We start from the raw sequence: 23,867 nt of genomic DNA, 5'->3' as shown, positions 1-23,867 counted from the left end.
GCCAGCCTTTAATCAAAGGCTCTGCCAACCCTGGAGCGCCCCATGCCCCCTCTGTCGTCGGCCACCTTCCGGCCTGCCATCCGCAACTTGCTCAGCACCTGCGCCCTGAGCTTGTCTCTGGGCACATTGGCCCATGCCGAGTTGGAGATCAACCAGGCCACCGAGGCCCAGCTCGACAGCCTGCTGCATGTGGGGCCGGCCCTGTCGCAAAAGATCCTGAGCCAGCGCCAGCAAAGCCCCTTCGCCGATTGGCCGGACCTGATCCGCCGCGTGCCCGGCATCGGCCCGCGCCGCGCTCGGCAGCTCTCACACCAGGGCCTGACGGTGCAGGGGCAAGCCTACCCCGGCACACCCCAGCCAGAAAGCGACAAGCCCTGATTCTGCTCAGCGCCCGAGGCTGCAAAGCCCCAGGCTGCGCCACATGAACACTGGGTCGATCAGTCGAGGGGGCCACCGACCAGGGCGGCATCGTGCTGCCGGGCCAGCGCGGCCTCCAGCGCCGCCCGCACAGCCCTGGTTTGCAGGCCGATGGGCACACCCCGCGCCCCGGCCTCATCGGCGAACGGCGGCACATGCATGAAGCCCCCGCGCAGGCCGGGGTGCTGCTCCAGGTAGTCACTCAACAGAAACAGCAACTGGTTGCACACAAAGGTGCCCGCGGTGTAAGACACGGCCGCCGGCGCGCCCACGGCCTGCATGGCCTGGACCATGGCCTTCACCGGCAGGCGACTGCGCCAGGCCAGCGGGGACTCGGGCAGGATGGGCTGATCCAGCGGCTGCTCACCCGCGTTGTCGGGGATGCGCGCATCCACCCAGTTCAGGGCCACCCGCTCCACACACAGCTCGGTGCGCGAGGCCGCCAGGCCCAGCGCCATGACCAGCGCGGGCGCGGGGCCGGCCTCGATGGCCTGGCGCAGCATCGGCCAGGCCGTGCTGAACACACAAGGCAGTTGCAGTGCCTGCACGCGCTGCCCGCCGGCCAGCACGCAGCCGTCCAGCTGGCGTGCCACCTCCCAGGAGGGGTTGATCGGGTCCCCACCAAAGGGCTCGAATCCCGTGAGCAAGACCGTGCCGGGCATGGTGGCGGGCCTCTTCAGCGGGCTGCGTCGGCCGGGCCGTAGCCGCCACCGCCGGGGGTCTGGATCTCGAACACATCGCCCGCCTTCATCTCGGCCTGGCCAATGTGCTCCAGCGTCTCGACACGGCCGTCGCTGCGCAGCACACGGTTCACGCCCACGGCGCCGGCCTCGCCACCGGCCATGCCGAAAGCACCGCGCATGCGGCCGTTGGACAGGATGCTGGCCGTCATGTCTTCCAGGAAGCGCAGGCGGCGTACGCCACCATTGCCACCCTGCCAGCGCCCGGCACCGCCCGAGCCCTGACGGATCTCGTAGCTCTCCAGGCGCACGGGGTAGCGGAACTCCAGTACCTCGGGGTCGGTCATGCGCGAGTTGGTCATGTGGGTCTGGACCACGCTGGTGCCATCGAAGCCGCCCGTGACCTGACCTTGCGCATCAAACACCGCGCCAGCGCCGCTGCCGCCGCTGATGGTTTCGTAGTACTGGTAGCGCGCATTGCCGAAGGTGAAGTTGTTCACCGTGCACTGGCTGGCCCCCATCAGGCTCAGGGCGCCGATCAGGGCGTTGGTGATGCAGGTGGAGGTTTCCACATTGCCGGCCACCACCGAGGCGGGTGGGCGCGGGCTGAGCATCGAGCCCTCGGGGATGATCACCTTCAAGGGCTTCAGGCAGCCGGCGTTGAGCGGGATGTCGTCATCCACCAGGGTGCGGAACACGTACAGCACCGCCGCCATGCAGACCGCCGTGGGGGCGTTGAAGTTGTTGATCTGCTGAGGGCTGGTGCCGGTGAAGTCGATCTCGGCGCTGCGCTCGGCCCCATTCACGCGGATGCTGACCGCGATCTGGGCGCCGTTGTCCAGCGGCAGGGTGAAGCGGCCGTCCTTGAGGCGGGTGATGGCACGGCGCACCGACTCTTCGGCGTTGTCCTGCACATGGCCCATATAGGCCTGCACCACGTCCAGGCCGAACTGGGCCACCATCTTGCGCAGCTCCTGCACGCCCTTCTCGTTGGCGGCAATCTGCGCTTTCAAATCGGCCAGGTTCTGGGCGGGGTTGCGGCTCGGGTATTCGCCGCTCTGCAGCAGGGCCACCATCTCGGCCTCGCGCAGGGTGCCGCGATCGACCAGCTTGAAGTTGTTGATCTGCACGCCCTCTTCTTCGATGCGGGTCGAGAACGGGGGCATCGAGCCGGGCGTGATGCCCCCGATGTCGGCGTGGTGCCCGCGCGAGCCCACGTAGAACAGCGGCTGCTCGTCGGCCGCCTGGCCCAGGTAGACCGGGGTGATCACGGTCACGTCGGGCAGGTGGGTGCCGCCATGGTAGGGGTCGTTCAGGGCGTACACATCACCGGGCTGCATGCGGCCGGCGTTCTCGCGGATGACGGTCTTGATGCTTTCGCCCATCGAGCCCAGGTGCACCGGCATGTGCGGGGCATTGGCGATCAGGTTGCCCGCGGCGTCGAACAAGGCGCAGCTGAAATCCAGCCGCTCCTTGATGTTCACCGAGTAGGCGGTGTTCTGCAGTTGCAGGCCCATCTGCTCGGCGATGTTCATGAACAGGTTGTTGAACACCTCCAGCAGTACCGGGTCGGCCGTGGTGCCTGCCGCGTAGGTGATGGCGCGGGCTTCGCGGCGCTCCAGCACCAGGTGGTCCAGCGCCGTCAGCGTGGCCTCCCAGCCCGGCTCGACGATGGTGGTGGCGTTCTTCTCGGCAATGATGGCCGGGCCCGGGATCACGTCGCCGGGGCGCAGGTCTTCACGCACCACCAGCGCGGCGTCGTGCCAGCGGGCCCCCGAGTACATGCGCACCGTTTCGCGGCGCGGCACCTCGCGCACCGGATTCAGCGCGTGCTGCGGCTCGGCCGGCGCATCGCCCGCCACCACCGACTCGACCGACACGGCCTCGACCACCAGGCCCTTGCCGGCCATCAGGAAGGCAAAGCGTTGTCGGTAGGCCTGCTCGAAGCCCGCCTGGATGGCGGCCAGGGTCTGCTCGACCGATTCACCGGGCCGGTAGGCCACCACCAGCGCCGAGTCACTGCCCTCGTAGCGCACATGAACACGGCGGTGCGTGGTGATGCCACCGGCGCCGACCTGCTGGCGGCCCAGCTCGGCCTCGGCGCCCTGGGCCAGGGCGTCCAGCCGGGCCTGGATGTCAGGCAGGGCCTCGGCCTGCAGGCGCAACTCCACCGCCTGCTCGCGGATCAGGCTCTGGTCGGCCAGGCCCATGCCGTAGGCCGACAGCACGCCGGCCAGAGGGTGCACGAACACCCGCGTCATGCCCAAGGCATCGGCCACCAGGCAGGCGTGTTGCCCACCGGCGCCGCCGAAGCACTGCAGGGTGTAGCGGGTCACGTCATAGCCCCGGGCCACCGAGATCTTCTTGATCGCGTTGGCCATCTGCTGCACGGCGATCTGGATGAAGCCCTCGGCCACTTCTTCGGCCGTGCGGCCGGCGCGTTGGGCCAGCTCGGCAAAGCGCTGCTGCACCACTTCGGCGTCCAGCCGCTCATTGGCCTGCGGGCCGAACACCGACGGGAAGTAGCGCGGCTGCACCTTGCCCACCATCACGTTCGCATCGGTCACGGCCAGCGGGCCGCCGCGGCGGTAGCTGGCCGGGCCCGGGTTGGCCCCGGCGCTTTCAGGGCCCACGCGGAAGCGGGCCCCATCAAACTGCAGGATCGAGCCACCGCCGGCGGCCACGGTGTGGATGCTCATCATGGGTGCGCGCATGCGCACCCCGGCCACCTGGGTTTCGAACTCGCGCTCGAACTCGCCTTGCAGGCCGCCCCGGAAGTGGCTCACATCGGTCGAGGTGCCGCCCATGTCAAAGCCGATCACGTCGTCGTGCCCTGCCAGGCCGGCGGTGCGGGCCATGCCCACGATGCCCCCGGCCGGGCCGGACAGAATCGCGTCCTTGCCCTGGAACACATGGGCATCGGTCAGGCCGCCCGACGATTGCATGAAGAACAGGCGCACGCCCGGCATCTCCGAGGCCACCTGGTCCACATAGCGGCGCAGGATGGGCGACAGGTAGGCATCGACCACCGTGGTGTCGCCCCGGCTCACGAACTTCATCAGCGGGCTGGTTTCGTGCGAGCTGCTGATCTGCGTGAAGCCGATGGCGCTGGCCAGCGCCTGGGCGGCCTTTTCGTGGGCGGTGTAGCGGTAGCCGTGCATGAAGACAATCGCCACGCTGCGCAGGCCCCGGTCGTAGGCAGCCTGCAGATCGGACCGCAGCCGGGCCTCGTCCAGCGGCTGCACCAGTTCGCCCTGGGCGCCCACACGCTCGTCGGCTTCGATGACCTCGGTGTACAGCAGCTCGGGCAGCACGATGTGGCGATCGAACAGGCGCGGTCGGTTCTGGTAGGCGATGCGCAGGGCATCACGAAAGCCACGCGTGGTCACCAGCAGCGTGGCTTCGCCCTTGCGCTCCAGCAGGGCATTGGTGGCCACGGTGGTGCCCATCTTCACGCACTCGACCTGCTCGGGCGTGATCGGCTCGCCGGCCTTCAGGCCCAGCAGGTGGCGGATGCCGGCCACCGCCGCGTCGCGGTACTGCTCAGGGTTCTCGGACAGCAGCTTGTGCGTGACCAGGGTGAAGCCTCCGTCGGCCAGCGGCTTGCGCGCCACGATGTCGGTGAAGGTGCCTCCACGGTCGATCCAGAATTGCCAGCGATTGGGGGTGGGCGAAACAGTGGCTTGCATGGTCAGAAGTCGGCTTCAAAGGGGTTGATGAAGGGGGCTTGCGCCAGCGCCCGTTCGCCCAGCAGGCGGCGGGATTGCAGCAAGGTGCTCAATTGCCAGCCCGTGGCATCGGCCACGGCCTGGGCATAGGGGGGCAGGTTGGTGCATTCAAGCACCACCTGGCGCAGATCGGGGGCGCGGGCCTGCAGCGCCTGGGCGGCCTGCACCACTTCGAGGCGGGCACGGGCTTCGTCGAGCGCCACACCATTGCCCAGGATCGAGGTCACAAAATGCCCGTCCTCAGGCAGATCCTGCAGCAACACATCGCGCAGGCGGGGTTCGGGCACGCCGGCCGCCAGCAGGTGCTCGGGCCCCAGGCGATCGGCCCGGATGGTCAGCACGCCCACACGGGGCTGACGGCGCAACAGCGCCGGCAGGGCCAGCAGGCTGGAGCTCAGCACCGGCACGGGAACCGAGGCCTGAAGCTGCGCCTGCAGCAGCACCAGAAAGCCGCAACTGGTGGTGATGGCATCGGCGCCTTCGGCCACCAGGCTGCGCGCTGCAGCCACAAAACGGTCGGCCAGCCCGCTGGCCTGCAGGGCCTGCGCCGAGCACACGACCTGGGCCGGCACGGCACCTGGCACCACCTGGGTGATCACCGGCCAGGGGTAGCTGTCGGGCCGCCCCAGATCGCCCGGCAGGCGCGGGAAGCGCGTGTCCAGCAGGATCAGGCCAAGTCGCCGCTGGGCTGCCATGGGGTTCATAGCGAGGCCGCCGCCCGGGCCGCCTGGTCATACATGCCCGACAGCACGCGCAGCAGCCGGGCCAGGTCGCCGATGTCCCGATTCAGTGCATCGTCGGCCTGCAAGGCACCAATCAGGCACGACTCGCGGATCTCGCGGTAGCGGGCCACCCGGGCCAGCCCCTCCTCGGTGCAGGCATAAGTCACTTCCTTGCCGTTCTTGCTGGCCATCACCACACCCAGGTTCTGCAGCTTCTTGAGCGAGTAATTGATGAGGTGGGTGTCTTCGACATTCATGATGAAACAGATGTCGGCCAGGCGCTTGTTGCGGGCCCGATGAGTAACGTGGTGTAACACCAAGACATCGAGCGGCGTCAGGTCCTGCAGGCCGGCTGCGCTCATGCAGTGCACGATCCAGCGGTGGAACGCATTGCCGGCCACCACCAGCCCGAATTCGAATTCGCTCATCTCGGCGCTCTGTTCTGAAACCAGGTGCGCAGAGGACACAATGAGGGCGCGCTCGGTGGCGCCCGTGGGGGGTGCGGTGGGCTTGGCTGTCATGGTCATCCTCCCAGCTGGCATTGATGTTGCATGCTCAGATTGTAGGCAGCACAATGACAATTTACCAACGTTTTATTGACGTTAAGTAATAACCCCCATGAAGGCGACCTGCCGGCCGATTACATTCACGTCAAACTTTTTTCCGGAGCACACATGAAGCGTCGCTATTTCTCTTTCACGGCTCTCAGTTTGGTGCTGGCGTCTGGCGCCACCATGGCGCAGACCAAGTGGGACCTGCCCACGGCCTACCCCGCCAACAACTTCCACGTCGAAAACCTGAGCCACTTCGCACAGGACGTGGACAAGGCCACCGGCGGCAAGCTCAAGCTCACCGTGCACGCGAATGCCTCGCTGTTCAAGGCCAACGAAATCAAGCGCGCCGTGCAAGGCGGCCAGGCCCAGATCGGCGAGATCCTGCTGGCCAACTTCGAGAACGAAAACCCCATCTACGGCACCGACGGCGTGCCCTTCCTGGCCTCGTCGTACGCCGATTCCAAGCGCCTGTATGACGCGCAAAAGCCTGTTCTGGAGAAGCTGCTCAATGCCCAGGGCATGAAGCTGCTCTACACCGTGCCATGGCCCCCACAAGGCATCTACACCAAGAAGGAAATCGCTTCGGTGGCCGATCTGCGCGGCATCAAGTGGCGTGCCTACAGCCCGGCCACGGCCAAGGTGGCTGAGCTGATCGGCGCCCAGCCCGTGACCATCCAGGCCGCCGAGCTGTCGCAGGCCCTGGCCACCGGCGTGATCGAAAGCTACATGAGCTCGGGCTCCACGGGCTACGACTCCAAGACCTACGAAAGCCTGAAGTACTGGTACGACACCCAGGCCTGGCTGCCCAAGGACGCGATCATCGTCAACAAGAAGTCCTTCGATGCGCTGGACCCGGCCACCCAGGCCGCCGTCACCAAGGCCGCTGCCGAAGCCGAAACCCGTGGCTGGGCCCTGAGCCAGGAAAAGAACGACTGGTACAAAAAGGCCCTGGCCGAGAAAGGCATGAAGATCATGCCCCCGCCGGCCAAGCTGACCGCCGACCTGAAGCAGGTGGGTGACATCATGCTGAGCGACTGGATCAAGAAGGCTGGCCCGGACGGTGAAGCCATCATTGCCGCCTACCGCAAGTCCGCTCCTGCGGCCAAGAAGTGATGCGACGCCTTCTCGATCGCCTCTACATTGCCTCCGGCGCCCTGGGCGCCGCGTTCATCGCGCTGATCTGCGTGCTGATGATCGCGCAGAGCGTGCTGCGTGAATTCGGCGTGCGCACCGGCGCCATGAACGACGTGGTGGCCTGGTTCTGCGCCGCTGCGGCCTTCTTTGCGATGCCCCATGCCTTCAAGCATGGTGACTTTGTGCGTGTGACGCTGCTGCTGGAGAAAGTGCCCAGCCGCCAGCGCCGCATGCTGGAGATCCTCTCGCTGGTGATCGGCTCGGTGGCCACGGCCTACTTGGCCTGGTCGGCCTGCCAGTTCACCTACGAGAGCTGGGAGTTCAACGACATCGCCCAGGGCCTGCTGCCCATTCCGATGTGGATCCCGCAGATGAGCTTTGCCATCGGCTCGGTGCTGTTGCTGGTGGCTGTGGTGGACGAACTGGTGATCGTGCTGCGCGGCGGCGTGCCCACCTTTGTGCGCGAGGTCGAAGAGCGCCATGCGCGTGGCGATTTCTCGTCCGAAGTCTGACCCCCTCCCCTCCAACAAGAAAGTACAACATGGATATATTGATGGTGGGTGGCATCTTGCTGCTGCTCATGATGGTGCTGCTCTCGGGCGGCGTCTGGATCGCCATGACGCTGGCCATCTGCGGCTGGGTCGGTCAGGCCTTCTTCACCAGCACGGCGCCGGGCAAGAACCTGTTCTCGGCCTTCTGGGAGAGCAACGCCAGCTGGGAGCTGGCCGCCCTACCCCTGTTCATCTGGATGGGTGAGATCCTGTTCCGGACCAAGCTCAGCGAAGAGATGTTCGAGGGCCTGCGCCCCTGGCTCAACCGCGTGCCCGGCCGCCTGATGCACACCACCATCCTGGGGTGCGGCATCTTCGGCTCGGTGTCGGGCTCGTCGGCCGCCACCTGCGCCACGATCTCGAAAGTGGCCCTGCCCGAACTCATGAAGCGCGGCTACGACGAGAAGCTGGCCCTGGGCTCGCTGGCCACCGCCGGCACGCTGGGCATTCTGATCCCGCCCTCGATCACCATGGTGGTGTATGCGGTGGCGGCCGATGCCTCGATCATCCGCATCTTCCTGGCGGGCTTTCTGCCGGGCTTTCTGCTGATGGGCCTGTTCTCGGGCTACATCGGCTGGTGGAGCCTGCGTCACCCCGACAAGGTGCCTGCCGCCGACCCGCCCAGCAGCTTCATGCAGAAGCTGCGCCAGTCGGGCAACCTGATCCCTTGCGCGGCCCTGATCGTGTTCATCTGCTGGGTGCTGATTGCCGGCTATGCCACTGCCACCGAATGTGCCGCCTATGGCGTGGTGGGTTCGCTCGGCCTGGCCCTGTGGAGCCGCTCGCTGACCTGGCAGAACTTCAAGGAAGGGCTGATGGGCACCACGCGCACCAGCTGCATGATCATGTTCATCCTGGCCGGCGCCGCCTTTCTGACCAAGACCATGGCCTTCACCGGCATCCCGCGTGAACTGGCCGAGTGGGTCGAGTCGATGCACCTGTCGCCTTTTGCGCTGATCAGCGTGCTGGTGGTGGTGTACCTGGTGTTGGGCACGGCCCTGGACGGCATCAGCATGATCGTGCTCACCAGCGCGGTGGTGCTGCCCATGATCCAGAAGGCCGGCTTCGATCTGGTCTGGTTCGGCATCTTCATCGTGCTGCTGGTCGAGATCGCCGAGGTCACGCCGCCGGTGGGCTTCAACCTGTTCGTGCTGCAGAACATGACGGGCAAGGACAGCAACGTGATCGCCAAGGCCGCGATCCCGTTCTTTGCCTGCCTGGTGGTGTGCATCGTGTTGATCACGGTGTTCCCCGACATCGTCACCATCCTGCCCGACCTCGTGATGGGCAAAGAGAAGTAGGCCCGCCGCCCCCGGGCCTGGTCAGCAGCCCCGCGTCGCCACCCAGGCGGCCTGGGGCTGTTTGCTTTGAGGCCCACACCGCGCCGAGGCTGTCATGGCCCTGGCATGGTTCTGGCAGATTCTTTTCCGTTGATTCCAACTTCCCGACTTCGCATGACCCAACTCATCGCCTCGCCCACCAGCCCCAGTCTGAGCCCCAAGCCCAGCCCGAGCCCACTGAGCCGCAGCCAGGGGCCCGCGGGTCAGCCCCCCACCCCAACACGGCATGGCTTCAGCATCGGCCAGAAGCTGGGCCTGAGCTTTGGCCTGCTGGGCCTGGCCGTGGCCTTGCTGGGCGCCACCACCTGGTTGACCGGCGAGGCCACCACCGCCCAGGCCCAGCGCTTGGCGCAACAGCGCTGGCCCCTGGAGCGCGCCGTGCGCGACTGGAAAACCCAGTCGATCAAGCTCGGTGAACTGGCTCTGCGGGCCACGGGTTCGAACGATGTGTTTCCGGTGGCCAATGAGATGCGCGGCGAGGCTCAGCGCGACGACGCGCTGGTCCAATCGATCCAGCAGCAGGCGGGCAGCGCCGACAGCGCCACCCAGCAGGCCGTCGACAACGCCCTGAAGCAGCGGACCGCCTATGTGCAGCTGCGCCAGCAACTGGTGCAGAACGCGCTGGAGTCCAAGGTGATCAGCCAGAAGGAGATCAGTGACCACGCCGCAGCACTGAAGAGCTACCTGGCCAGCCTGGACACCCTGCTCGGCCTGTCGGAAGCCAGTGCCCGCGCCGATGCCGACAGCATGATCGGCAACGCCCAGCGCGCCCAGTGGATCAGTGCCATCGCCGTCACCGCCGTGCTGCTGCTGGCAGCGGCCTGTGCCTGGCTGCTGCGCCGCTCCATCGTGCAGCCACTGGCCGAGGCCTCGCGCGCCGCAGCCCGCGTGGCTGCAGGCGACCTGACGGTGCGCATGGACCACCAGCGCCAGGACGAGATCGGCAGCCTGCTGCAGGCCCTGAACCAGATGGTGGGCGCCCTCAACCAGGTGGTGGTGGAGGTGCGCGATGCGGGCGAGGCCATCCACACAGCCAGCGCCGAAGTGGCCCTGGGCAACCAGGACCTGAGCCAGCGCACCGAGCACACGGCCAGCCGGCTGCAAGAGACGGCCGCCAGCATGGACCAGCTCAGCCACATGGTGGGCACCCATGCCGACAACACCCACCAGGCCACGGCCCTGGTGCGCGCCGCCACCGAAGTGGCCGGGCGTGGGGGTGCCGTGGTGCAGCAGGTGGTGGACACCATGAACGAAATCCAGACGCGCAGCCAGAAGATTGGTGAGATCGTGGGCCTGATCGACGGCATTGCCTTCCAGACCAACATCCTGGCCTTGAACGCGGCCGTTGAAGCGGCACGTGCCGGCGAACAAGGCCGCGGCTTCGCCGTGGTGGCCGGTGAGGTGCGCAGTCTCGCCCAGCGCAGCGCGACCGCCGCCCACGAAATCAAGAACCTGATCGGCGCCAGCGTCGAGAAGGTGCGCGACGGCACCGCCCTGGTCGGCACCGCGGGCAGCACCATGAGCGAGCTGGTGGGCAGCGTGCAGCAAGTCAGCACCCTGATGGCCGAGATCAGCGCCGCCACCGCCGAGCAGACGCAGGAACTGCAGCGGGTGAGTTCCGCCATCGGCGAGCTCGATCAGATGACCCAGCAGAATGCGGCCCTGGTCGAACAAGGCGCCGCCGCCGCCCAGAGCCTGACCGAGCAGGCCACCCGCCTGAGTGGCTCAATGGCTCAGTTCACCCTGCAGACGGGCCGCTGAAGCCCCCTCAAAGGCACTCCGCGGCGCTCAAAGGGGGCGGGTCAGGTACACCGCTTCGCGCCCCACCACCGGGGCGCGGGTGGGCATCATCACCGTGCAGTCGTCGCACACGGCCCGGATCTCGTGCGGGCCATCGCGGGCGATCAGCTCGCCCTCGGCAAAGCTTTCAAAACCGATCAGGGGCCGGGTGAAGGCGAAATCGGAGGTCTGCACCAGGCAGGTCTGCAGCAACTCGTAGCGCCGGGGCTGGGGTCGCTGGGCGGGAGCGCTGGCCGCCTCGATCAGGCCGAAGTGGGCCAGAAAGCCCAGGGCCGCTGCGGTGGCGGTGTCGGCAGCCGATTGCAGAAAGTGTTGGCCGCACTCCACCACCAAGGCGGCGCCGGCATCGCTGTCGGCCTCGCCATGGCGCCCGTGCTGGATCAGCGGGGTGCCCGAGCCCAGGCCGCTGGGCATCACCATGTGCACCGGCGGCAGGCCCACGGCCAAGGCCACCTCGGCATTGCGCGCATAGGCGGGGTAGACCCAGAAGGGTTGCACGTCCTGGCTGGTGGAGTGGATGTCCAGAATGTGATCGGCCGCGGCCACCACCGGCCGCAGTTCGCGGGCGCGGCGCAGCTCGGGGCTGTCTTCGCTGCCCTCGAGCTCGGCGGCCGACCAGACACGGTTGAGGTTGTGCACCAGTTGGCGGCTCTCGAACGGACGCTCGATGTCGAAGCTCTCATAGGCGGCCACGTTGGCAAACGACACGGTCAGCGTGCCCCGCAGGGGGCGCACACCGCTGTCCAGCAAATGGGTAGCGGCCACCATGCCACACAGCTCGTTGCCGTGGGTCAGGGCGTTGATCAGCACATGCGGGCCGGGCTGGCCCGACTCGAAGCGGTGCACGTAGTCGATGCCCACATTGCCTTGCCGGTAGGCGCTGAGATCGCGCGGCAGCACCTCGAACACCGGCCCTGCGGCCTGCTTGGAATCGCTCATCTTGAAAAACCCCTGTTGACGGAGAAAACGCTTCTGCCTGGACCTCAGCGACGCGCCTGCATGTGGTCGCGCTGCGCCAGTTGCGGAAAGCCCTTGAACCACAAGGCGGCCACCAGCACGGTGCCCACCCCGCCCAAGACCACCGAGCCCACCGGGCCCAGCAAGGCGGCCGTGGCCCCCGATTCGAACTCACCCAGCTGATTGCTGGCCCCGATGAACACCGAGTTGACCGCGCTCACGCGGCCGCGCATGGCGTCCGGGGTTTCGAGTTGCACCAGGGTCTGGCGCACCACCACGCTGACCATGTCGGCAGCACCCGAGACGGCCAGTGCCGCCAGCGACAGCCACAGGCTGGTGGACACACCGAACACCAGCGTGGCCAGGCCAAACACGGCCACAGCCAGCAGCAGCTTGCGCCCCACATGGCGGTCCATGGGCCAGCGCGTGAGCAGCACCGACATCAGCAAGGCACCGGCTGCGGGCGCCGCACGCAACAGGCCCAGGCCCCAGGGGCCGACATGCAGCACGTCTTTGGCATAGATCGGCAACAAGGCCACGGCACCACCCAGCAAGACCGCAAACAGGTCGAGCGACACCGCCCCCAGCACCACCTTGCGCTCCCAGATGAATCGCACCCCGGCCATCAGCGTGCCCAGCGACACCGGCTCTTGCGGCGGTGGATCGTGTTCATAGTGCACGCGCAGGATCTGCACGATGCCCAGCGCAAAAAGGGCCGCACAGCACAGGTACACCGCGGTGGCGCCGGCCACAAAGATCACCCCGCCCAGCGCCGGGCCGCCAATGATGGCGGCCTGCATACCGGCCGACGAGAAGGCCATGGCCCGCGGCAGCATGGCGGGCGGCACCAGCACGGGGGTGAGGGCCTGCTGGGCCGGCATCTGGAAGGCGCGCGCCGTGCCCAGCACCACCGACAGCCACAGCAGCCAGTCGCGGCTGACCCAGCCGCCCAGCGTGGCCACCACCAGCACCGCAGCGACCAGGCCCTGGGCCAGCACGCAGGCGGCCACGATGCGGGCCCGGTGCACGCGGTCGGCCACATGGCCGGCCACCAGGGTCAACAGGAGTGCGGGGAGAAACTGGTACAGACCCACCAGGCCCAGGTCCCAGGCCTGGCCGGTCAGCTCGTACATCTGCCAACCCACGGCCACCATGAGCATCTGATTGCCCGTGGTGGCACTGAGCCGCGTGAACCAGAACCGGATGAAGGCGCGCTGTTGCAACAGCTCGGAAAAACGGGGCGCGCCTGCAGCGCCGGCCCCTGCAGCCGCATTTGTCATGGGTGGCAGCATAGCAGCCATTCCCCCTGTGGCGGCTACGCAAAAACCGTTGTGCACAGCACATAAAACGCATAAAGCAGCGGCACAATGAATCTCCATGGAAGCCAATACCCAACTCAATGACCGTCGCCTGGCTGATGCCTGGGCCGAACTGCAAAACCACGCCAACAACGGCTATTCGCTCGACGAAGACGCCTACCGTCTGGCCTTCGCAGACCCGGAGTTCCTGCTGCGCCGCGAAACGCGCGGCATCCGCTTCCAGCTGGAGATGCTCAAGCCTGATCTGGCCCATGCGGCCCAGGGCATCAACAACACGGTGGTGGTGTTCGGCAGCGCCCGCTACCTGGCGCCCGACGAGGCCCAGGCCGCGCTCGACAAGGCCCAGGCCGCTGGCGAGCCGCGGGCCATCGCCCGCGCCGTGCAGGCGGTGCGCAACGCGCGCTACTACGACCTGGCCCGCCAGTTCGCCCGCCTGGTGGCCGCGGAGAGCGACAAGCGCCCCAAGGAAGACCGGCTCTACATCTGCACCGGCGGCGGCCCCGGCATCATGGAAGCCGCCAACCGTGGTGCGCACGACATGGGTGCCCTGAACGTGGGGCTGAACATCGCCCTGCCCCACGAGCAAAAAGGCAACCCCTACATCTCGCCCAGCCTGTGCTTCAAGTTCCACTACTTCGCGCTGCGCAAGATGCATTTCATGATGCGCGCCAAGGCCCTGGTGGCCTTCCCTGGCGGCTTCGGCACACTGGACGAGCTGTTCGAGGTGCTGACCCTGGTGCAGACACGCAAGGCCAAGCCGGTGCCCATCGTGCTGTTCGGCACAGACTACTGGAAGCGCCTGATCAACTTTGACGTGATGGTCGAGGAAGGCACCATCTCGGAGGAAGACCTGGCCTTGTTCCACTTCGCCGACGAGCCGCTGCAGGCCTGGCAGCAGATCCAGGCCTTCTACGGGCTCTGAGCTACTGGCAAGGGGTCAGGGCACGCGGCCAGCCCCTTGCAGCGCTGGGGCCATCAAGCCTGTGGGTCCTGGCCTCGCATGCCCCAGGCCAGCTTGGAGCCCGCGCCGACCAGCAGGCCTGAGGCCCAGAACACCGAGCCCACACCGACCAGCGCACCGGCCGAGCCGAACAGCATGGGCATCAGCACGCTGGAGGCATTGATGGTCATGAGGCGCAGGCCCAGGGCCTCGCCGTGCCGGTCGTGCGGCGTGATCTGGTGCAGGGTGCTCATGATCATGGGCTGCACCGAACCCAGCGCAAAGCCTGCCAGCACCGAGCACAGGCCCATGGCCCAGGGCCCTTGCAGCAAGGGGTAGACGCCGAACAGCAGGGCGGTGGTCAGCATGGCCGCCATGATCACAGCCCATTCGTGCACCCGCTCGGCAAACAGGGGCAGCAACATCCGCACACCCGAGGCCGACACGGCAAACGCGCCCAGGATGGTGCCGATCACCGAGGCGCTGAGCCCGCGTTCGTGGCCGAGCAAGGGCACCACGAAGGTGTGCACGTCCCAGCAGGAGGACAGGCACCAGTTGATCAACAGCAAGCGCCTGAAGCCCACCTCGCGCAGCAGCGCCCAGGCCGGCCGGCGCCGGTGCTCGGGCACCTGTTCGACCGCAGGCAGGGCCCGCACCGAGCGCGACCACCACCAGGACATCAGCGGCAGAAAGGCCATGAGGCCGAAAGCGGCACGAAAGCCGAAGTGGTCGATCATCAGGCCGGCAAAGAAGGGCCCGACGAAGTTGGACACGGCCGGCCCCAGTGACAGCCAGCTGAAGACCTTCTTGAGCTCGGTCGGGCCCTCGGCCAGACGCCCCACATGGCGCTGCAAGGCAATGACGGCGGCCCCCGCCGCGCCACCCGTGCACAAGGCGGCCAGACACAGCGAGGCGAAATGCGGCCAGGCCACGGCCACGGCCGAGCCCGCAAACGACACGCCCACGCACAGGGCCAGGGGACGGTGCAGGCCATGGCGGTCGGCAAAGCGGCCTGCGGGCAGGGCCAGAAACACCTGGGTCAGGGCAAACAAGGCGAGCAGCACCCCGACCGAGGCCGCGCTGTAGCCCTGCTGCAAAGCCAGCAAAGGCGTGGCCATGCGCATGCCGGCCATGGCGGCATGGATGCAGACCTGGGCGGTGATGAGCCGGGCCAGCTCCTGATTGAGACGCCGCTTCAAGACGGGGCTCCCCCCGCATCCGGGGCCTCTGGCGCCTGCAGCGCCTCGGACTGGGTCAGCTCAGGCAGCCAACGCGCGGCCTCGGGCTCGGGCAAGGCCTCGACCTTCTTGAGGGCCCGGTTCATGACGTTGCTACGGGTCTGGGCCCGGTCCAGGGTGTTGAGCACAGTCTGAGTCTGCTCCTTGACCTTGCTGAGCACCTCGCCGAATTTGTTGAATTCGGTCTTGACAGCCCCCAGCACCTGCCAGACCTCGCTGGAGCGCTTTTCGAGTGCCAGCGTGCGAAACCCCATCTGCAATGAGTTGAGCATGGCCATCAGCGTGGTCGGGCCGGCCAGGGTGATGCGGTGCTCACGCTGCAGCACCTCGATCAGGCCGGGGCGGCGCAACACCTCGGCATACAGGCCTTCGGAGGGGAGGAACAGGATGGCGAAGTCGGTGGTGTGCGGCGGCTCGATGTACTTCTCGGCAATCGAGCGCGCCTCGGTGCGGATGCGCAGCTCCAGGGCACGGGCGGCCAGCTCGGCCGCGGGCGCATCGGCGCGCTGCTGGGCGTCGAGCAGGCGCTCGTAATCCTCGTTGGGGAACTTGGCGTCGATCGGCAGCCACAGCGGCGCCCCGTCCTCGGCCCGACCGGGCAGGCGGATGGCAAAGTCGACCGGGTTGCGGCTGCCTGGACGGGTCACCACCTGCTCGGCGTACTGGTCGGGGGCCAGCACCTGCTCCAGCAGGGCGGCCAGCTGCGCCTCACCGAACATGCCCCGGGTCTTGACGTTGGTGAGCAGGTGTTTGAGATCGCCCACGCCTTGGGCCAGGGTGTGCATCTCGCCCAAGCCCTTGTGCACCTGATCGAGGCGGTCGGCCACCTGCTTGAAGCTCTGGCCCAGGCGGGTTTCGAGGGTGCTTTGCAGTTTTTCGTCGACGGTCTGCCGCATCTCGTCGAGTTTGGCGGCATTGCTCTGCTGCAGCTGGGCCAGCGCGGCCTCCAGGGTGGCCCGCAGCTCGCCCAGGCGGCGGGCATTGGACTCGCTCAGGCCCTGCACCTGCTGGGCCAGGGTGTCGGTGAGCAATTTCTGCAGCAGGGTGAGTTGCTGCGCAAAGGCATCGAGCTGGGCGTTCTGGCTGCGGGTGGCCTCGGCGCCCTGGCGCAGCAGGGTCTGCTGGAAGGTGGCCAGCGACTGGCTCAGCTCCTGGCGGGTGCCGCGGGCGCTGTCGGCCAGCTCACGCCGCAGCTCGCGCTCAGTGCGCTCGGCGCTGCTGCTGATGGCCGCCAGCACGGCCTCGGACGAGGCGGCCGGGCGGCGCAGCACCACCACCAGCAGCGTCAGCAGCAGGGCCAGCAACAGGCCATACAGCCCCCCGAAGATCCACAGGTCCAAGTCGTCGCTCGCTCTCTGCTCAAGCGGCCAGCACGGCCGGGTTCAGCGGGGTCAGGGGCTTGCCATGCACCAGGTAGCCGATCAGGTTGTCGGCCGCCAGGTTGGCCATGGCCAGCCGGGTCTTGAGGGTGGCGCTGGCGATGTGCGGCGTGAGCACCACGTTGGGCACGGTGAGCAGATCGGGGTGCACCTTGGGCTCGCCCTCGAACACGTCAAGGCCGGCGGCGGCGATGCGGCGCTCGCGCAAGGCCACGGCCAGCGCGGCGTCGTCGACGATGCCGCCACGTGCGATGTTGATCAGCGTGGCCGTGGGCTTCATCAAGCCCAGTTCAGGCGCGCCGATGGTGTGGTGCGAGGCGGCGCTGTAGGGCACCACCAGCACCACATGGTCGGCGCTGCGCAGCAGTTCCTCTTTGCCCACGTAGCGGGCCTTGCAATCGGCTTCAAGCTCGGGCGACAGGCGCGAACGGTTGTGGTAGATCACGTCCATGCCAAAGCCGAAGGCGCCCCGGCGGGCGATGCCCTGGCCGATGCGGCCCATGCCGATGATGCCGAGGGTGCTGCCATGCACCTCGGTGCCGGCAAACATGTCGTAGCTCCAGCGGGTCCACTCGCCGCGGCGCAGATAGTGCTCGCTTTCGCTCACGCGGCGGGCGGTGGCCATGAGCAGGGCAAAGCCGAAATCCGCCGTGGTCTCGGTCAACACATCGGGGGCGTTGGTGCCCAGCACGCCACGGGCGGTCATGGCCTCGACATCGAAGTTGTTGAAGCCCACGGCCATGTTGGCGCAGATCTTGAGGGCCGGGCAGGCGGCCAGCAGGGCCGCATCGATGCGCTCGCTGCCGGTGGTGAACACGCCTTGCTTGTCGGCCAGGCGGGCCTTGAGTTCATCGGGGGTGAACAGCGTGTCGGCCTGGTTGGCCTCGACCTCGAAGTGCGCGCTGAGACGCTCCAGGGTTTCGGGGAAGATGGCGCGGGCCACAAGAATCTTGGGTTTGGACATGGCGATGGGCTTGCTGACGACGGACAGGCGGTTGGGCAAAAAACGGTGCTGGCCCGGCATCAGGCCCGGTCAGCACCCCGAGAACGGCTGGATTCAGGGAGGCGCGATCTCGAACACCTGGCGCAGGTAGGCCAGGTATTTCTCGTCATCGCACATGTTCTTGTTGGGGCTGTCGGACAGCTTGGCCACCGGCTGGCCGTTGCAGCGGGTCATCTTGATGACGATCTGCAGGGGCTCGCAGCCCAGGTCGTTGGTCAGGTTGGTGCCAATGCCGAAGGCCAGCAGACAGCGACCGCGGAACTGCTGGTACAGCTCGATGGTGCGCGGGATGGTCAGGCCGTCGCTGAAGATCAGGGTCTTGGTGCAGGGGTCGACGCGGTTGTTGCGGTAGTGCTCGATCAGGCGTTCACCCCAGGCAAAGGGGTCTCCGCTGTCGTGACGCGCGCCGTCGAACAGCTTGCAGAAATACATGTCGAAGTCGCGCAGGAAGGCATTGATGCCATAGACATCGCTGAGCGCAATGCCCAGGTCGCCACGGTACTCCTTGGCCCAGGACTCGAAGCCGAACACCTGGCTGTCGCGCAGGCGCGGCCCCAGGGCCTGGCAGGCCTGCAGGTATTCGTGGGCCATGGTGCCCAGCGGCGTGATGCCCAGTCGCATGGCGGCCAGCACATTGCTGGTACCGGCAAACTGGTGGCCCAGGCGGCTGTTGAGCACGCGCAGCACCTCTTCATGCCAGGCCCGCGAAAAGCGGCGCCGGGTGCCGTAGTCGGCGATCTTGAGGTTGGACAGGCCTTCGCCCTGGAGCTGGGCGATCTTCACATCGAGCCGACGCCGGCCTTCCGGGAAGTCGGGCACGGGCTGGGTGTTGCGGAAGTACACCTCGTTGACAATGGCCAGCACCGGGATCTCGAACAGGATGGTGTGCAGCCAGGGCCCGCGGATGGTGATGTCGATCTCGTCGCTGGGCAGCGGCGTGATGGTGATGTACTTCTCGTTGAGCCGGAACAGCCCCAGAAAATCGACAAAGTCGCTCTTGATGAAACGCATCGAGCGCAAATAAGCCAGCTCGGCGTCCTGGAACTGCAGGCTGCACAGCGAGCGGATCTCGTCGCGGATCTCGTTGGCATAGCGGGCCAGGTTGACGCCCGGATTGCGGCACTTGAACCGGTACTCGACCTGCGCCCCGGGAAACTGGTGCAGCACCACCTGCATCATGGTGAACTTGTACAGGTCGGTGTCGAGAAGGCTGGTGATGATCATGGTGTGTCGCGGCTGGCCTGCCGCTGCGGTTCGAGGTGCATCAGGCCGGGGGCCATGGTGCACGGCGGGGAATCAGTCTCTGTTGTCGTGAGGAGCTCAAGGCCCTTGCCAACCCTCATTGTGGCACCTGCAGACAGGCCTGCGCCGAGCGGGCCTGCGCGATGGGCAAAGGCGGCCTTGCCGGGCTGCGAACGCCTGCGGCACGGCCCCGGCCCCTCAACGCTGCAGACCGCTCAGAACGGTTCGCAAGGACTCGGGCACGGGCACGGGACGGCGGGTCTCCCGATCCACATAGACGTGCACGAAATGCCCCTTGGCAGCGCACAGGTCTTCGCCCTCGGCAAACAGGCCCACCTCATAGCGCACGCTGGAACCACCCAGGCGGGCCACACGGATGCCGGCCTCGATGTTCTGCGGGAAGGCCAGGGGGGCAAAGTAATTGCACTGGGTCTCGATCACCAGTCCGATGGTGCTGCCGGCATGGATGTCGAGCACGCCCTGCTCGATCAGGTAGGCGTTGACGGCGGTGTCGAACCAGCTGTAGTAGACGACGTTGTTGACGTGGCCGTAGACGTCGTTGTCCATCCAGCGGGTGGTGATGGTGCGGAAGGCGGCGTAGGCGCTGCGGGGCTCGGGGCTGGGCCGAGCCGCTGCGCTGGGGGTGGCGGCAGTGTTCATCGACGGCGATTTTGCCAGCGCGCATGAAAATGCGCAGCCACACGGTAGGTGTTGAACTGGGCCTGCACCGTGGTCTGCAGATCGTGGCCATAGCCGCCGCCCATGGCAAAGGCCAGGGGCAGGCCTCGCTCGAAAGCCCAGTTGAACACCCGACGGTCACGGGCTTCCAGACCGTCATGGCTCAGTTTGAGGCGGCCCAGGCGATCGCCCTCGTGCGGGTCGGCACCGGCCAGGTACAGCACAAAACCCGGATCAAAGCGGTGTTCCACTTCCTGCAAGGCGAGCTCCAGCGCTTGCAGGTAAGCGTCGTCGGTGCAGCCATCCGGCAGGTCCACGTCCAGATCGCCGGGCACCTTGCGGAAAGGAAAGTTCTTTTCGCCGTGCAGTGACAAGGTGAAGACCGTGGGGTCGTCGCGAAAGATGGCCGCCGTGCCATTGCCCTGGTGCACATCGAGGTCGATCACCAACACCTGCAGCGCTCGCCGGGTGCGCCGAAACCATTCCGCCTGCATCAGACGGGCAGCCACGGCCAGGTCGTTGAAGACACAAAAGCCACCGCCCTGCGCCACCCCGGCATGGTGTGTGCCGCCCGCGAGATTGGCTGCGATGCCCTCTGAAAAGGCCAGGCGGCTGGCCGCCACCGTGGCCCCCACCGAGCGACGAGAGCGCTCGGCCATGGCCTCGCTCCAGGGAAAACCGATTTCTCGCTGGGCGGCTGGCGAGAGCCTGCCCGTCTGCACGGCCTCGACATAGGCCGGGTCGTGGGCCAAGGCCAGTTCGCCATCGGTCGCCCGAGGTGCCTCGCACAGCACCACATCGGGCAGCTCCGCCACCAGGCGGTCCCTGAGCAGGCGGTATTTCTGCATCGGGAAACGGTGCCCCTCAGGCAGGGGCAGGACAAAGTGATCCGCGTAGAAGGCTTGCATGAAACGATCGTGTCCGATGTCAGTAATTAGAAAATGAGATCTAAATTGTTGCAACGCAGCAAAAAACACTTGCCAAGGCGAAATGACACCCGCATACTTCAACCCATGCTGCACTGCAACATGACCAAGTCGGTTCAGGGCAGAGGAAATTCCAATTCACTTTTTTAATAGGAGTCCCTATGTCTCTGACCACTGAACAAATCCTGGCTGCTCACAAGGCCAACGTCGAAACCCTGTTCGGCCTGACCACCAAGGCTTTCGAAGGCATCGAAAAGCTGGTCGAACTGAACGTGACCGCTTCGCGCGCCGCTCTGCAAGAAGCCGCCAGCCACACCCAAGCCGTGCTGAACGTCAAGGACGCCCAAGAGCTGCTGGCTCTGCAAGCCAGCCTGTTCCAGCCCCTGGCTGAAAAGACCGCTGCTTACAGCCGTCACCTGTACGACATCGCTTCGGGCACCGGCGCTGAATTCGGCAAGGCTGTCGAATCCAAGACCACTGAAGTGCAGAAGTCCTTCGTGGGCCTGGTCGACAACGCCGCCAAGAACGCCCCCGCTGGCTCTGAAACCGCCGTGGCCGTGATCAAGAGCGCTGTGGCTGCCGCCAACAACGCTTTCGAATCGGTGCAAAAGGCTGTCAAGCAAGCTTCCGACGTGGCCGAAGCCAACTTCAACGCCGTGGCTGCCACCGCCGTGAACGCCGCCAAGACCGGCACCACCGCTGCCAAGAAGCGTTAATGGCCCACCGCTGGCCTTGGCCAGCGGACCCATCGAATCTGGAGCCTGTTTTCTCAGTTGTCTCCTCGGATCTCTTCGATGCCTCTGGCTCAGGGATCCCTTCAAAGCCCAGTCACCGACTGGGCTTTTTTTATGCCCGGCGCAGTTCAACGGTGACATTCAGGGCTGGCGCGCCAGCGCCAATGCAGCTTTCAGGCCTGGCAGGGCTTGTTGCATGGCCAGGCGTCCGGCTTCGATGGAACGGCGACGCGCCCCGAAATCGGCACTTTTCACACCCGGCAATGCGGGCCGCACCACCAGGTCCGCCTCTTTGAGCTCCCAGTTGTTGATGCTCTTGGACATGATGGCAAAGGTTTGCAGCAGGATCTGCAGCGAATCATTGGGCTGATTGCCCTCCGGCGGGCTGGAAATATCCACCGCGACCACGTAGGTCGCCCCCATCTGGCGCGCAAAGCGCACCGGCACCGGCGAGACCAGACCGCCATCCACATAATCATGGCCACCGATGCTCACCGGCTGGAAGACCGAGGGAACGGCACTCGATGCCCGCACCGCCGTGCCGGTGTTGCCACGCCGGAACAACACGCCCTGGCCGGTCTGCAGATCGGTCGCCACCACACCCAGGGGCAACTTCATGTCCTCGATCAGGCGGTTGCCGAGCAGATTGTTCACATACCGTGCGAGGGCTTCGCCCTTGAGCATGCCTCGGCTGAACAAGGGCAGCGTCCAGTCGGTGATGGCCGCCTCCTCCATGGTCTCGGCCACCTGCTGCATCTGAGGGCCGGTCTTGCCACTGGCATAGAGCGCCGCCACCACGCTGCCTGCCGACGTACCCACCACCAGATCGGGCTTGATGCCCGCCTCCTCCAGCACCTGGATCACCCCGATGTGGGCAAATCCGCGGGCTGCACCGCCGCCCAAGGCCAGACCCACCTTCAAGGGGGGACGCGGTGGAGGCTCTGGCACAGCAGGAGGAACCGGAACAGCGGTGGTGTCATTGCGCGTGGCGCCGGGTTTGACTTCGGGCGCTGTCGAACAGGCCGCCAGCAAGAGCGCTGCGCACAGGCCAAGCACCCAGGAGCGAGCACGGGCAGGTTCTGCCCGCAGCGGGGCATTCAAGACAGATTTCATGGAAGGATTCAATACGAACAAATGCAAGCCGGCCCTGTCAGGCGCTCGGCTGGCGTCATCAGGGCAAGTCCGGCATTGTGCCGCCAAGATGTTGCCCTCATGATTGGCAATGCCATAATTGACGTTTACGTAAACGTCACTCATCACATCCCTCTCAAGGAGACAACATGCAAATCAAGGATCGGGTTTTCATCGTCACGGGCGGCGCCTCGGGTTTGGGCGAAGGCACGGCACGCATGCTGGCGGCCAACGGCGCCACGGTGGTCATTGCCGACATGCAAGCCGACAAGGGCGAGGCGGTGGCGCGCGAAATCGGTGGCGCCTTTGTCAAATGCGACGTCAGCCAGGAAGCCGACGGCCAGGCCGTGGTGGCCAAGGCCACCTCCCTGGGCAAACTGGTGGGCTTGGTGAACTGCGCGGGCATCGCCCCGGCTGAAAAAACGGTTGGCAAAAACGGCCCGCACGCCCTGGCCGTCTACAGCAAAACCATCATGGTCAACCTGGTGGGCACCTTCAACATGATTCGCCTGGCGGCCGACGCCATGTGCAAGAACGAACCCGAAGCCACTGGCGAGCGCGGTGTGCTGATCTCGACCGCCTCGGTTGCGGCCTACGACGGTCAGATCGGCCAAGCGGCCTACAGCGCCTCCAAGGGCGGCGTGGTGGGCATGACCCTGCCGATCGCCCGCGATCTGGCGCGCAACGGCATCCGCAACATGACCATTGCCCCCGGCATTTTCGGCACCCCGATGCTGTTCGGCATGCCGCAAGAAGTGCAAGACGCGCTGGCCGCCAGCGTGCCCTTCCCGTCTCGCCTGGGCACGCCCAACGATTACGCCCGTCTGGCCCAGCACATCATTGAAAACGACATGCTCAACGGCGAAGTGATTCGCCTCGATGGCGCGATTCGTCTGGCACCGCGCTGAGTTATCTGCCGAGTCCGGTGCGCAAGCCACCGGACCTGGCAGATCAAGGCTGAGTGAGCGCTGCCGCCGGCCACGTCTCTTACGCCAGCGTGTCCGGGAATGAGAACCCCAGCGTGAGTGGGCGTTCGGAAATAAAAAAAGGGTCACAGAGTTCTCTGTGACCCTTTTCAGGTTTGGCGGAGTGGACGGGACTCGAACCCGCGACCCCCGGCGTGACAGGCCGGTATTCTAACCAACTGAACTACCACTCCTGGCAGACAGCTTTTGCGCTCTGTTGACAGAGCCAAGTACTGCAAACTTGGCGACCCTACGGGGATTCGAACCCCGGTACTCACCGTGAAAGGGTGATGTCCTAGGCCTCTAGACGATAGGGTCAAACCTTGGACTAACCGAAATTGGTGGAGGTAAACGGGATCGAACCGATGACCTCTTGCATGCCATGCAAGCGCTCTCCCAGCTGAGCTATACCCCCAATTTTCTGGCTTT

Annotated in this window: 21 protein-coding genes and 3 tRNA genes; 8 read left to right on the top strand and 16 right to left on the bottom strand. The window is 66.2% G+C overall.

The annotated features are described in order from the left end of the window. Window positions 1-42 precede the first annotated feature (42 nt). Window positions 43-378, top strand: a complete 336-nt coding sequence (locus L880_RS33170; RefSeq protein ID WP_084461544.1) for a ComEA family DNA-binding protein — start codon at window positions 43-45, stop codon at window positions 376-378. A gap of 59 nt (window positions 379-437) precedes the next feature. On the opposite strand, the gene pcp is transcribed toward L880_RS33170, so the two are convergent. The 4 genes from pcp to L880_RS0122515 are packed head-to-tail and all read right to left on the bottom strand — an operon-like array spanning window position 438 to window position 6,074. Continuing rightward, window positions 438-1,079 carry a pyroglutamyl-peptidase I gene (pcp, locus tag L880_RS0122530; protein WP_027477598.1) on the bottom strand — a complete coding sequence of 214 codons (642 nt, stop codon included), beginning with the start codon at window positions 1,077-1,079 and terminating at the stop codon, window positions 438-440. Between the two features lie 14 nt (window positions 1,080-1,093). Then, window positions 1,094-4,786, bottom strand: coding sequence for a hydantoinase B/oxoprolinase family protein (locus tag L880_RS0122525; protein WP_043330281.1), 3,693 nt, complete (start codon window positions 4,784-4,786; stop codon window positions 1,094-1,096). 2 nt (window positions 4,787-4,788) lie between these two features. Beyond that, window positions 4,789-5,529: an aspartate/glutamate racemase family protein gene (locus L880_RS0122520; RefSeq protein ID WP_027477596.1), complete on the bottom strand. Its 741-nt coding sequence runs from the start codon at window positions 5,527-5,529 to the stop codon at window positions 4,789-4,791. Further along, on the bottom strand, window positions 5,526-6,074 hold the full coding sequence (locus L880_RS0122515; RefSeq protein ID WP_019577661.1) for a winged helix DNA-binding protein: 549 nt from the start codon (window positions 6,072-6,074) through the stop codon (window positions 5,526-5,528). Before L880_RS0122515 ends, L880_RS0122520 begins: the two co-directional genes overlap by 4 nt. 147 nt (window positions 6,075-6,221) lie before the next feature. On the opposite strand from L880_RS0122515, the gene L880_RS0122510 reads away from it, so the two are divergent. From L880_RS0122510 to L880_RS0122495, 4 genes are all read left to right on the top strand, one after another. After that, the gene (locus L880_RS0122510) at window positions 6,222-7,214 is read left to right on the top strand and encodes a TRAP transporter substrate-binding protein (RefSeq protein WP_027477595.1); all 993 of its coding nucleotides are present in this window, start codon (window positions 6,222-6,224) and stop codon (window positions 7,212-7,214) included. After that, window positions 7,214-7,747: a TRAP transporter small permease gene (locus L880_RS0122505; protein WP_027477594.1), complete on the top strand. Its 534-nt coding sequence runs from the start codon at window positions 7,214-7,216 to the stop codon at window positions 7,745-7,747. Before L880_RS0122510 ends, L880_RS0122505 begins: the two co-directional genes overlap by 1 nt. A 29-nt stretch (window positions 7,748-7,776) precedes the next feature. After that, the gene (locus L880_RS0122500) at window positions 7,777-9,087 is read left to right on the top strand and encodes a TRAP transporter large permease (RefSeq protein WP_027477593.1); all 1,311 of its coding nucleotides are present in this window, start codon (window positions 7,777-7,779) and stop codon (window positions 9,085-9,087) included. Between the two features lie 153 nt (window positions 9,088-9,240). Continuing rightward, window positions 9,241-10,887, top strand: coding sequence for a methyl-accepting chemotaxis protein (locus L880_RS0122495; protein WP_027477592.1), 1,647 nt, complete (start codon window positions 9,241-9,243; stop codon window positions 10,885-10,887). 27 nt (window positions 10,888-10,914) lie between these two features. Here L880_RS0122495 and L880_RS0122490 read toward each other — a convergent pair whose 3' ends face one another. Then, window positions 10,915-11,865 carry a M14 family metallopeptidase gene (locus tag L880_RS0122490; RefSeq protein WP_027477591.1) on the bottom strand — a complete coding sequence of 317 codons (951 nt, stop codon included), beginning with the start codon at window positions 11,863-11,865 and terminating at the stop codon, window positions 10,915-10,917. 44 nt (window positions 11,866-11,909) lie between these two features. Then, complete coding sequence (locus L880_RS0122485; RefSeq protein ID WP_157443661.1) at window positions 11,910-13,163, bottom strand: MFS transporter; 1,254 nt, start codon at window positions 13,161-13,163, stop codon at window positions 11,910-11,912. A gap of 97 nt (window positions 13,164-13,260) precedes the next feature. Between L880_RS0122485 and L880_RS0122480 the strand changes: the two genes are divergently transcribed. Continuing rightward, window positions 13,261-14,124, top strand: a complete 864-nt coding sequence (locus L880_RS0122480) for an LOG family protein (protein WP_019577654.1) — start codon at window positions 13,261-13,263, stop codon at window positions 14,122-14,124. Between the two features lie 53 nt (window positions 14,125-14,177). Here the strand turns inward: L880_RS0122480 and L880_RS0122475 are convergent, their stop codons facing one another. The 6 genes from L880_RS0122475 to L880_RS0122450 all read right to left on the bottom strand — a co-directional run bounded on the left by L880_RS0122475 (window position 14,178) and on the right by L880_RS0122450 (window position 20,590). Beyond that, window positions 14,178-15,341: an MFS transporter gene (locus L880_RS0122475; RefSeq protein ID WP_027477589.1), complete on the bottom strand. Its 1,164-nt coding sequence runs from the start codon at window positions 15,339-15,341 to the stop codon at window positions 14,178-14,180. Beyond that, window positions 15,338-16,720, bottom strand: coding sequence for a DNA recombination protein RmuC (locus L880_RS0122470; RefSeq protein ID WP_027477588.1), 1,383 nt, complete (start codon window positions 16,718-16,720; stop codon window positions 15,338-15,340). The genes L880_RS0122475 and L880_RS0122470 overlap by 4 nt, the downstream gene beginning before the upstream one ends. A gap of 19 nt (window positions 16,721-16,739) precedes the next feature. Next, complete coding sequence (locus L880_RS0122465) at window positions 16,740-17,723, bottom strand: 2-hydroxyacid dehydrogenase (RefSeq protein WP_027477587.1); 984 nt, start codon at window positions 17,721-17,723, stop codon at window positions 16,740-16,742. A gap of 93 nt (window positions 17,724-17,816) precedes the next feature. After that, complete coding sequence (gene pncB / locus L880_RS0122460; RefSeq protein WP_027477586.1) at window positions 17,817-18,986, bottom strand: nicotinate phosphoribosyltransferase; 1,170 nt, start codon at window positions 18,984-18,986, stop codon at window positions 17,817-17,819. 216 nt (window positions 18,987-19,202) lie between these two features. Continuing rightward, on the bottom strand, window positions 19,203-19,664 hold the full coding sequence (locus L880_RS0122455; protein WP_027477585.1) for an acyl-CoA thioesterase: 462 nt from the start codon (window positions 19,662-19,664) through the stop codon (window positions 19,203-19,205). Further along, window positions 19,661-20,590 (bottom strand): histone deacetylase family protein, encoded by a 930-nt coding sequence (locus tag L880_RS0122450; protein WP_027477584.1) that lies wholly within the window; start codon window positions 20,588-20,590, stop codon window positions 19,661-19,663. The genes L880_RS0122455 and L880_RS0122450 overlap by 4 nt, the downstream gene beginning before the upstream one ends. 179 nt (window positions 20,591-20,769) lie before the next feature. Here L880_RS0122450 and L880_RS0122445 point away from each other — a divergent pair, with 179 nt between their 5' ends. Then, window positions 20,770-21,324, top strand: a complete 555-nt coding sequence (locus L880_RS0122445) for a phasin family protein (RefSeq protein ID WP_027477583.1) — start codon at window positions 20,770-20,772, stop codon at window positions 21,322-21,324. 159 nt (window positions 21,325-21,483) lie between these two features. Here L880_RS0122445 and L880_RS0122440 read toward each other — a convergent pair whose 3' ends face one another. Next, complete coding sequence (locus tag L880_RS0122440) at window positions 21,484-22,455, bottom strand: patatin-like phospholipase family protein (RefSeq protein WP_245615307.1); 972 nt, start codon at window positions 22,453-22,455, stop codon at window positions 21,484-21,486. 167 nt (window positions 22,456-22,622) lie between these two features. Here L880_RS0122440 and L880_RS0122435 point away from each other — a divergent pair, with 167 nt between their 5' ends. Beyond that, entirely contained in the window at window positions 22,623-23,381 is a 759-nt protein-coding gene (locus tag L880_RS0122435; protein ID WP_019577645.1) for a 3-hydroxyacyl-CoA dehydrogenase, read from the top strand. 174 nt (window positions 23,382-23,555) lie between these two features. Here L880_RS0122435 and L880_RS0122430 read toward each other — a convergent pair. The 3 genes from L880_RS0122430 to L880_RS0122420 all read right to left on the bottom strand — a co-directional run bounded on the left by L880_RS0122430 (window position 23,556) and on the right by L880_RS0122420 (window position 23,853). Beyond that, a tRNA-Asp gene (locus tag L880_RS0122430) sits at window positions 23,556-23,632 on the bottom strand. Window positions 23,633-23,680: 48 nt separating this feature from the next. Then, window positions 23,681-23,756, bottom strand: a tRNA-Glu gene (locus L880_RS0122425). Window positions 23,757-23,777: 21 nt separating this feature from the next. Next, a tRNA-Ala gene (locus L880_RS0122420) sits at window positions 23,778-23,853 on the bottom strand. Between the last annotated feature and the right edge of the window lie 14 nt (window positions 23,854-23,867).

Origin of the sequence: Curvibacter gracilis ATCC BAA-807, assembly GCF_000518645.1 — a bacterium.
Lineage (GTDB): Bacteria > Pseudomonadota > Gammaproteobacteria > Burkholderiales > Burkholderiaceae_C > Curvibacter > Curvibacter gracilis.
The sequence above is the reverse complement of the archived record's forward strand: the minus strand, read 5'-3'. Positions and strand labels throughout refer to the sequence as shown.

What these genes read in the sequence shown, in the direction of transcription:
- L880_RS0122450 (WP_027477584.1), bottom strand. Translation starts at nt 20,590, where the DNA reads ATGCAAGCCTTCTACGCGGATCACTTTGTCCTGCCCCTGCCTGAGGGG.
- L880_RS0122520 (WP_027477596.1), bottom strand. Translation starts at nt 5,529, where the DNA reads ATGAACCCCATGGCAGCCCAGCGGCGACTTGGCCTGATCCTGCTGGAC.
- pncB (WP_027477586.1), bottom strand. Translation starts at nt 18,986, where the DNA reads ATGATCATCACCAGCCTTCTCGACACCGACCTGTACAAGTTCACCATG.
- L880_RS0122435 (WP_019577645.1), top strand. Translation starts at nt 22,623, where the DNA reads ATGCAAATCAAGGATCGGGTTTTCATCGTCACGGGCGGCGCCTCGGGT.
- L880_RS0122495 (WP_027477592.1), top strand. Translation starts at nt 9,241, where the DNA reads ATGACCCAACTCATCGCCTCGCCCACCAGCCCCAGTCTGAGCCCCAAG.
- L880_RS0122485 (WP_157443661.1), bottom strand. Translation starts at nt 13,163, where the DNA reads ATGACAAATGCGGCTGCAGGGGCCGGCGCTGCAGGCGCGCCCCGTTTT.
- L880_RS0122525 (WP_043330281.1), bottom strand. Translation starts at nt 4,786, where the DNA reads ATGCAAGCCACTGTTTCGCCCACCCCCAATCGCTGGCAATTCTGGATC.
- L880_RS0122490 (WP_027477591.1), bottom strand. Translation starts at nt 11,865, where the DNA reads ATGAGCGATTCCAAGCAGGCCGCAGGGCCGGTGTTCGAGGTGCTGCCG.
- L880_RS0122440 (WP_245615307.1), bottom strand. Translation starts at nt 22,455, where the DNA reads ATGAAATCTGTCTTGAATGCCCCGCTGCGGGCAGAACCTGCCCGTGCT.
- L880_RS33170 (WP_084461544.1), top strand. Translation starts at nt 43, where the DNA reads ATGCCCCCTCTGTCGTCGGCCACCTTCCGGCCTGCCATCCGCAACTTG.
- L880_RS0122505 (WP_027477594.1), top strand. Translation starts at nt 7,214, where the DNA reads ATGCGACGCCTTCTCGATCGCCTCTACATTGCCTCCGGCGCCCTGGGC.
- pcp (WP_027477598.1), bottom strand. Translation starts at nt 1,079, where the DNA reads ATGCCCGGCACGGTCTTGCTCACGGGATTCGAGCCCTTTGGTGGGGAC.
- L880_RS0122515 (WP_019577661.1), bottom strand. Translation starts at nt 6,074, where the DNA reads ATGACCATGACAGCCAAGCCCACCGCACCCCCCACGGGCGCCACCGAG.
- L880_RS0122480 (WP_019577654.1), top strand. Translation starts at nt 13,261, where the DNA reads ATGGAAGCCAATACCCAACTCAATGACCGTCGCCTGGCTGATGCCTGG.
- L880_RS0122500 (WP_027477593.1), top strand. Translation starts at nt 7,777, where the DNA reads ATGGATATATTGATGGTGGGTGGCATCTTGCTGCTGCTCATGATGGTG.
- L880_RS0122465 (WP_027477587.1), bottom strand. Translation starts at nt 17,723, where the DNA reads ATGTCCAAACCCAAGATTCTTGTGGCCCGCGCCATCTTCCCCGAAACC.
- L880_RS0122510 (WP_027477595.1), top strand. Translation starts at nt 6,222, where the DNA reads ATGAAGCGTCGCTATTTCTCTTTCACGGCTCTCAGTTTGGTGCTGGCG.
- L880_RS0122445 (WP_027477583.1), top strand. Translation starts at nt 20,770, where the DNA reads ATGTCTCTGACCACTGAACAAATCCTGGCTGCTCACAAGGCCAACGTC.
- L880_RS0122455 (WP_027477585.1), bottom strand. Translation starts at nt 19,664, where the DNA reads ATGAACACTGCCGCCACCCCCAGCGCAGCGGCTCGGCCCAGCCCCGAG.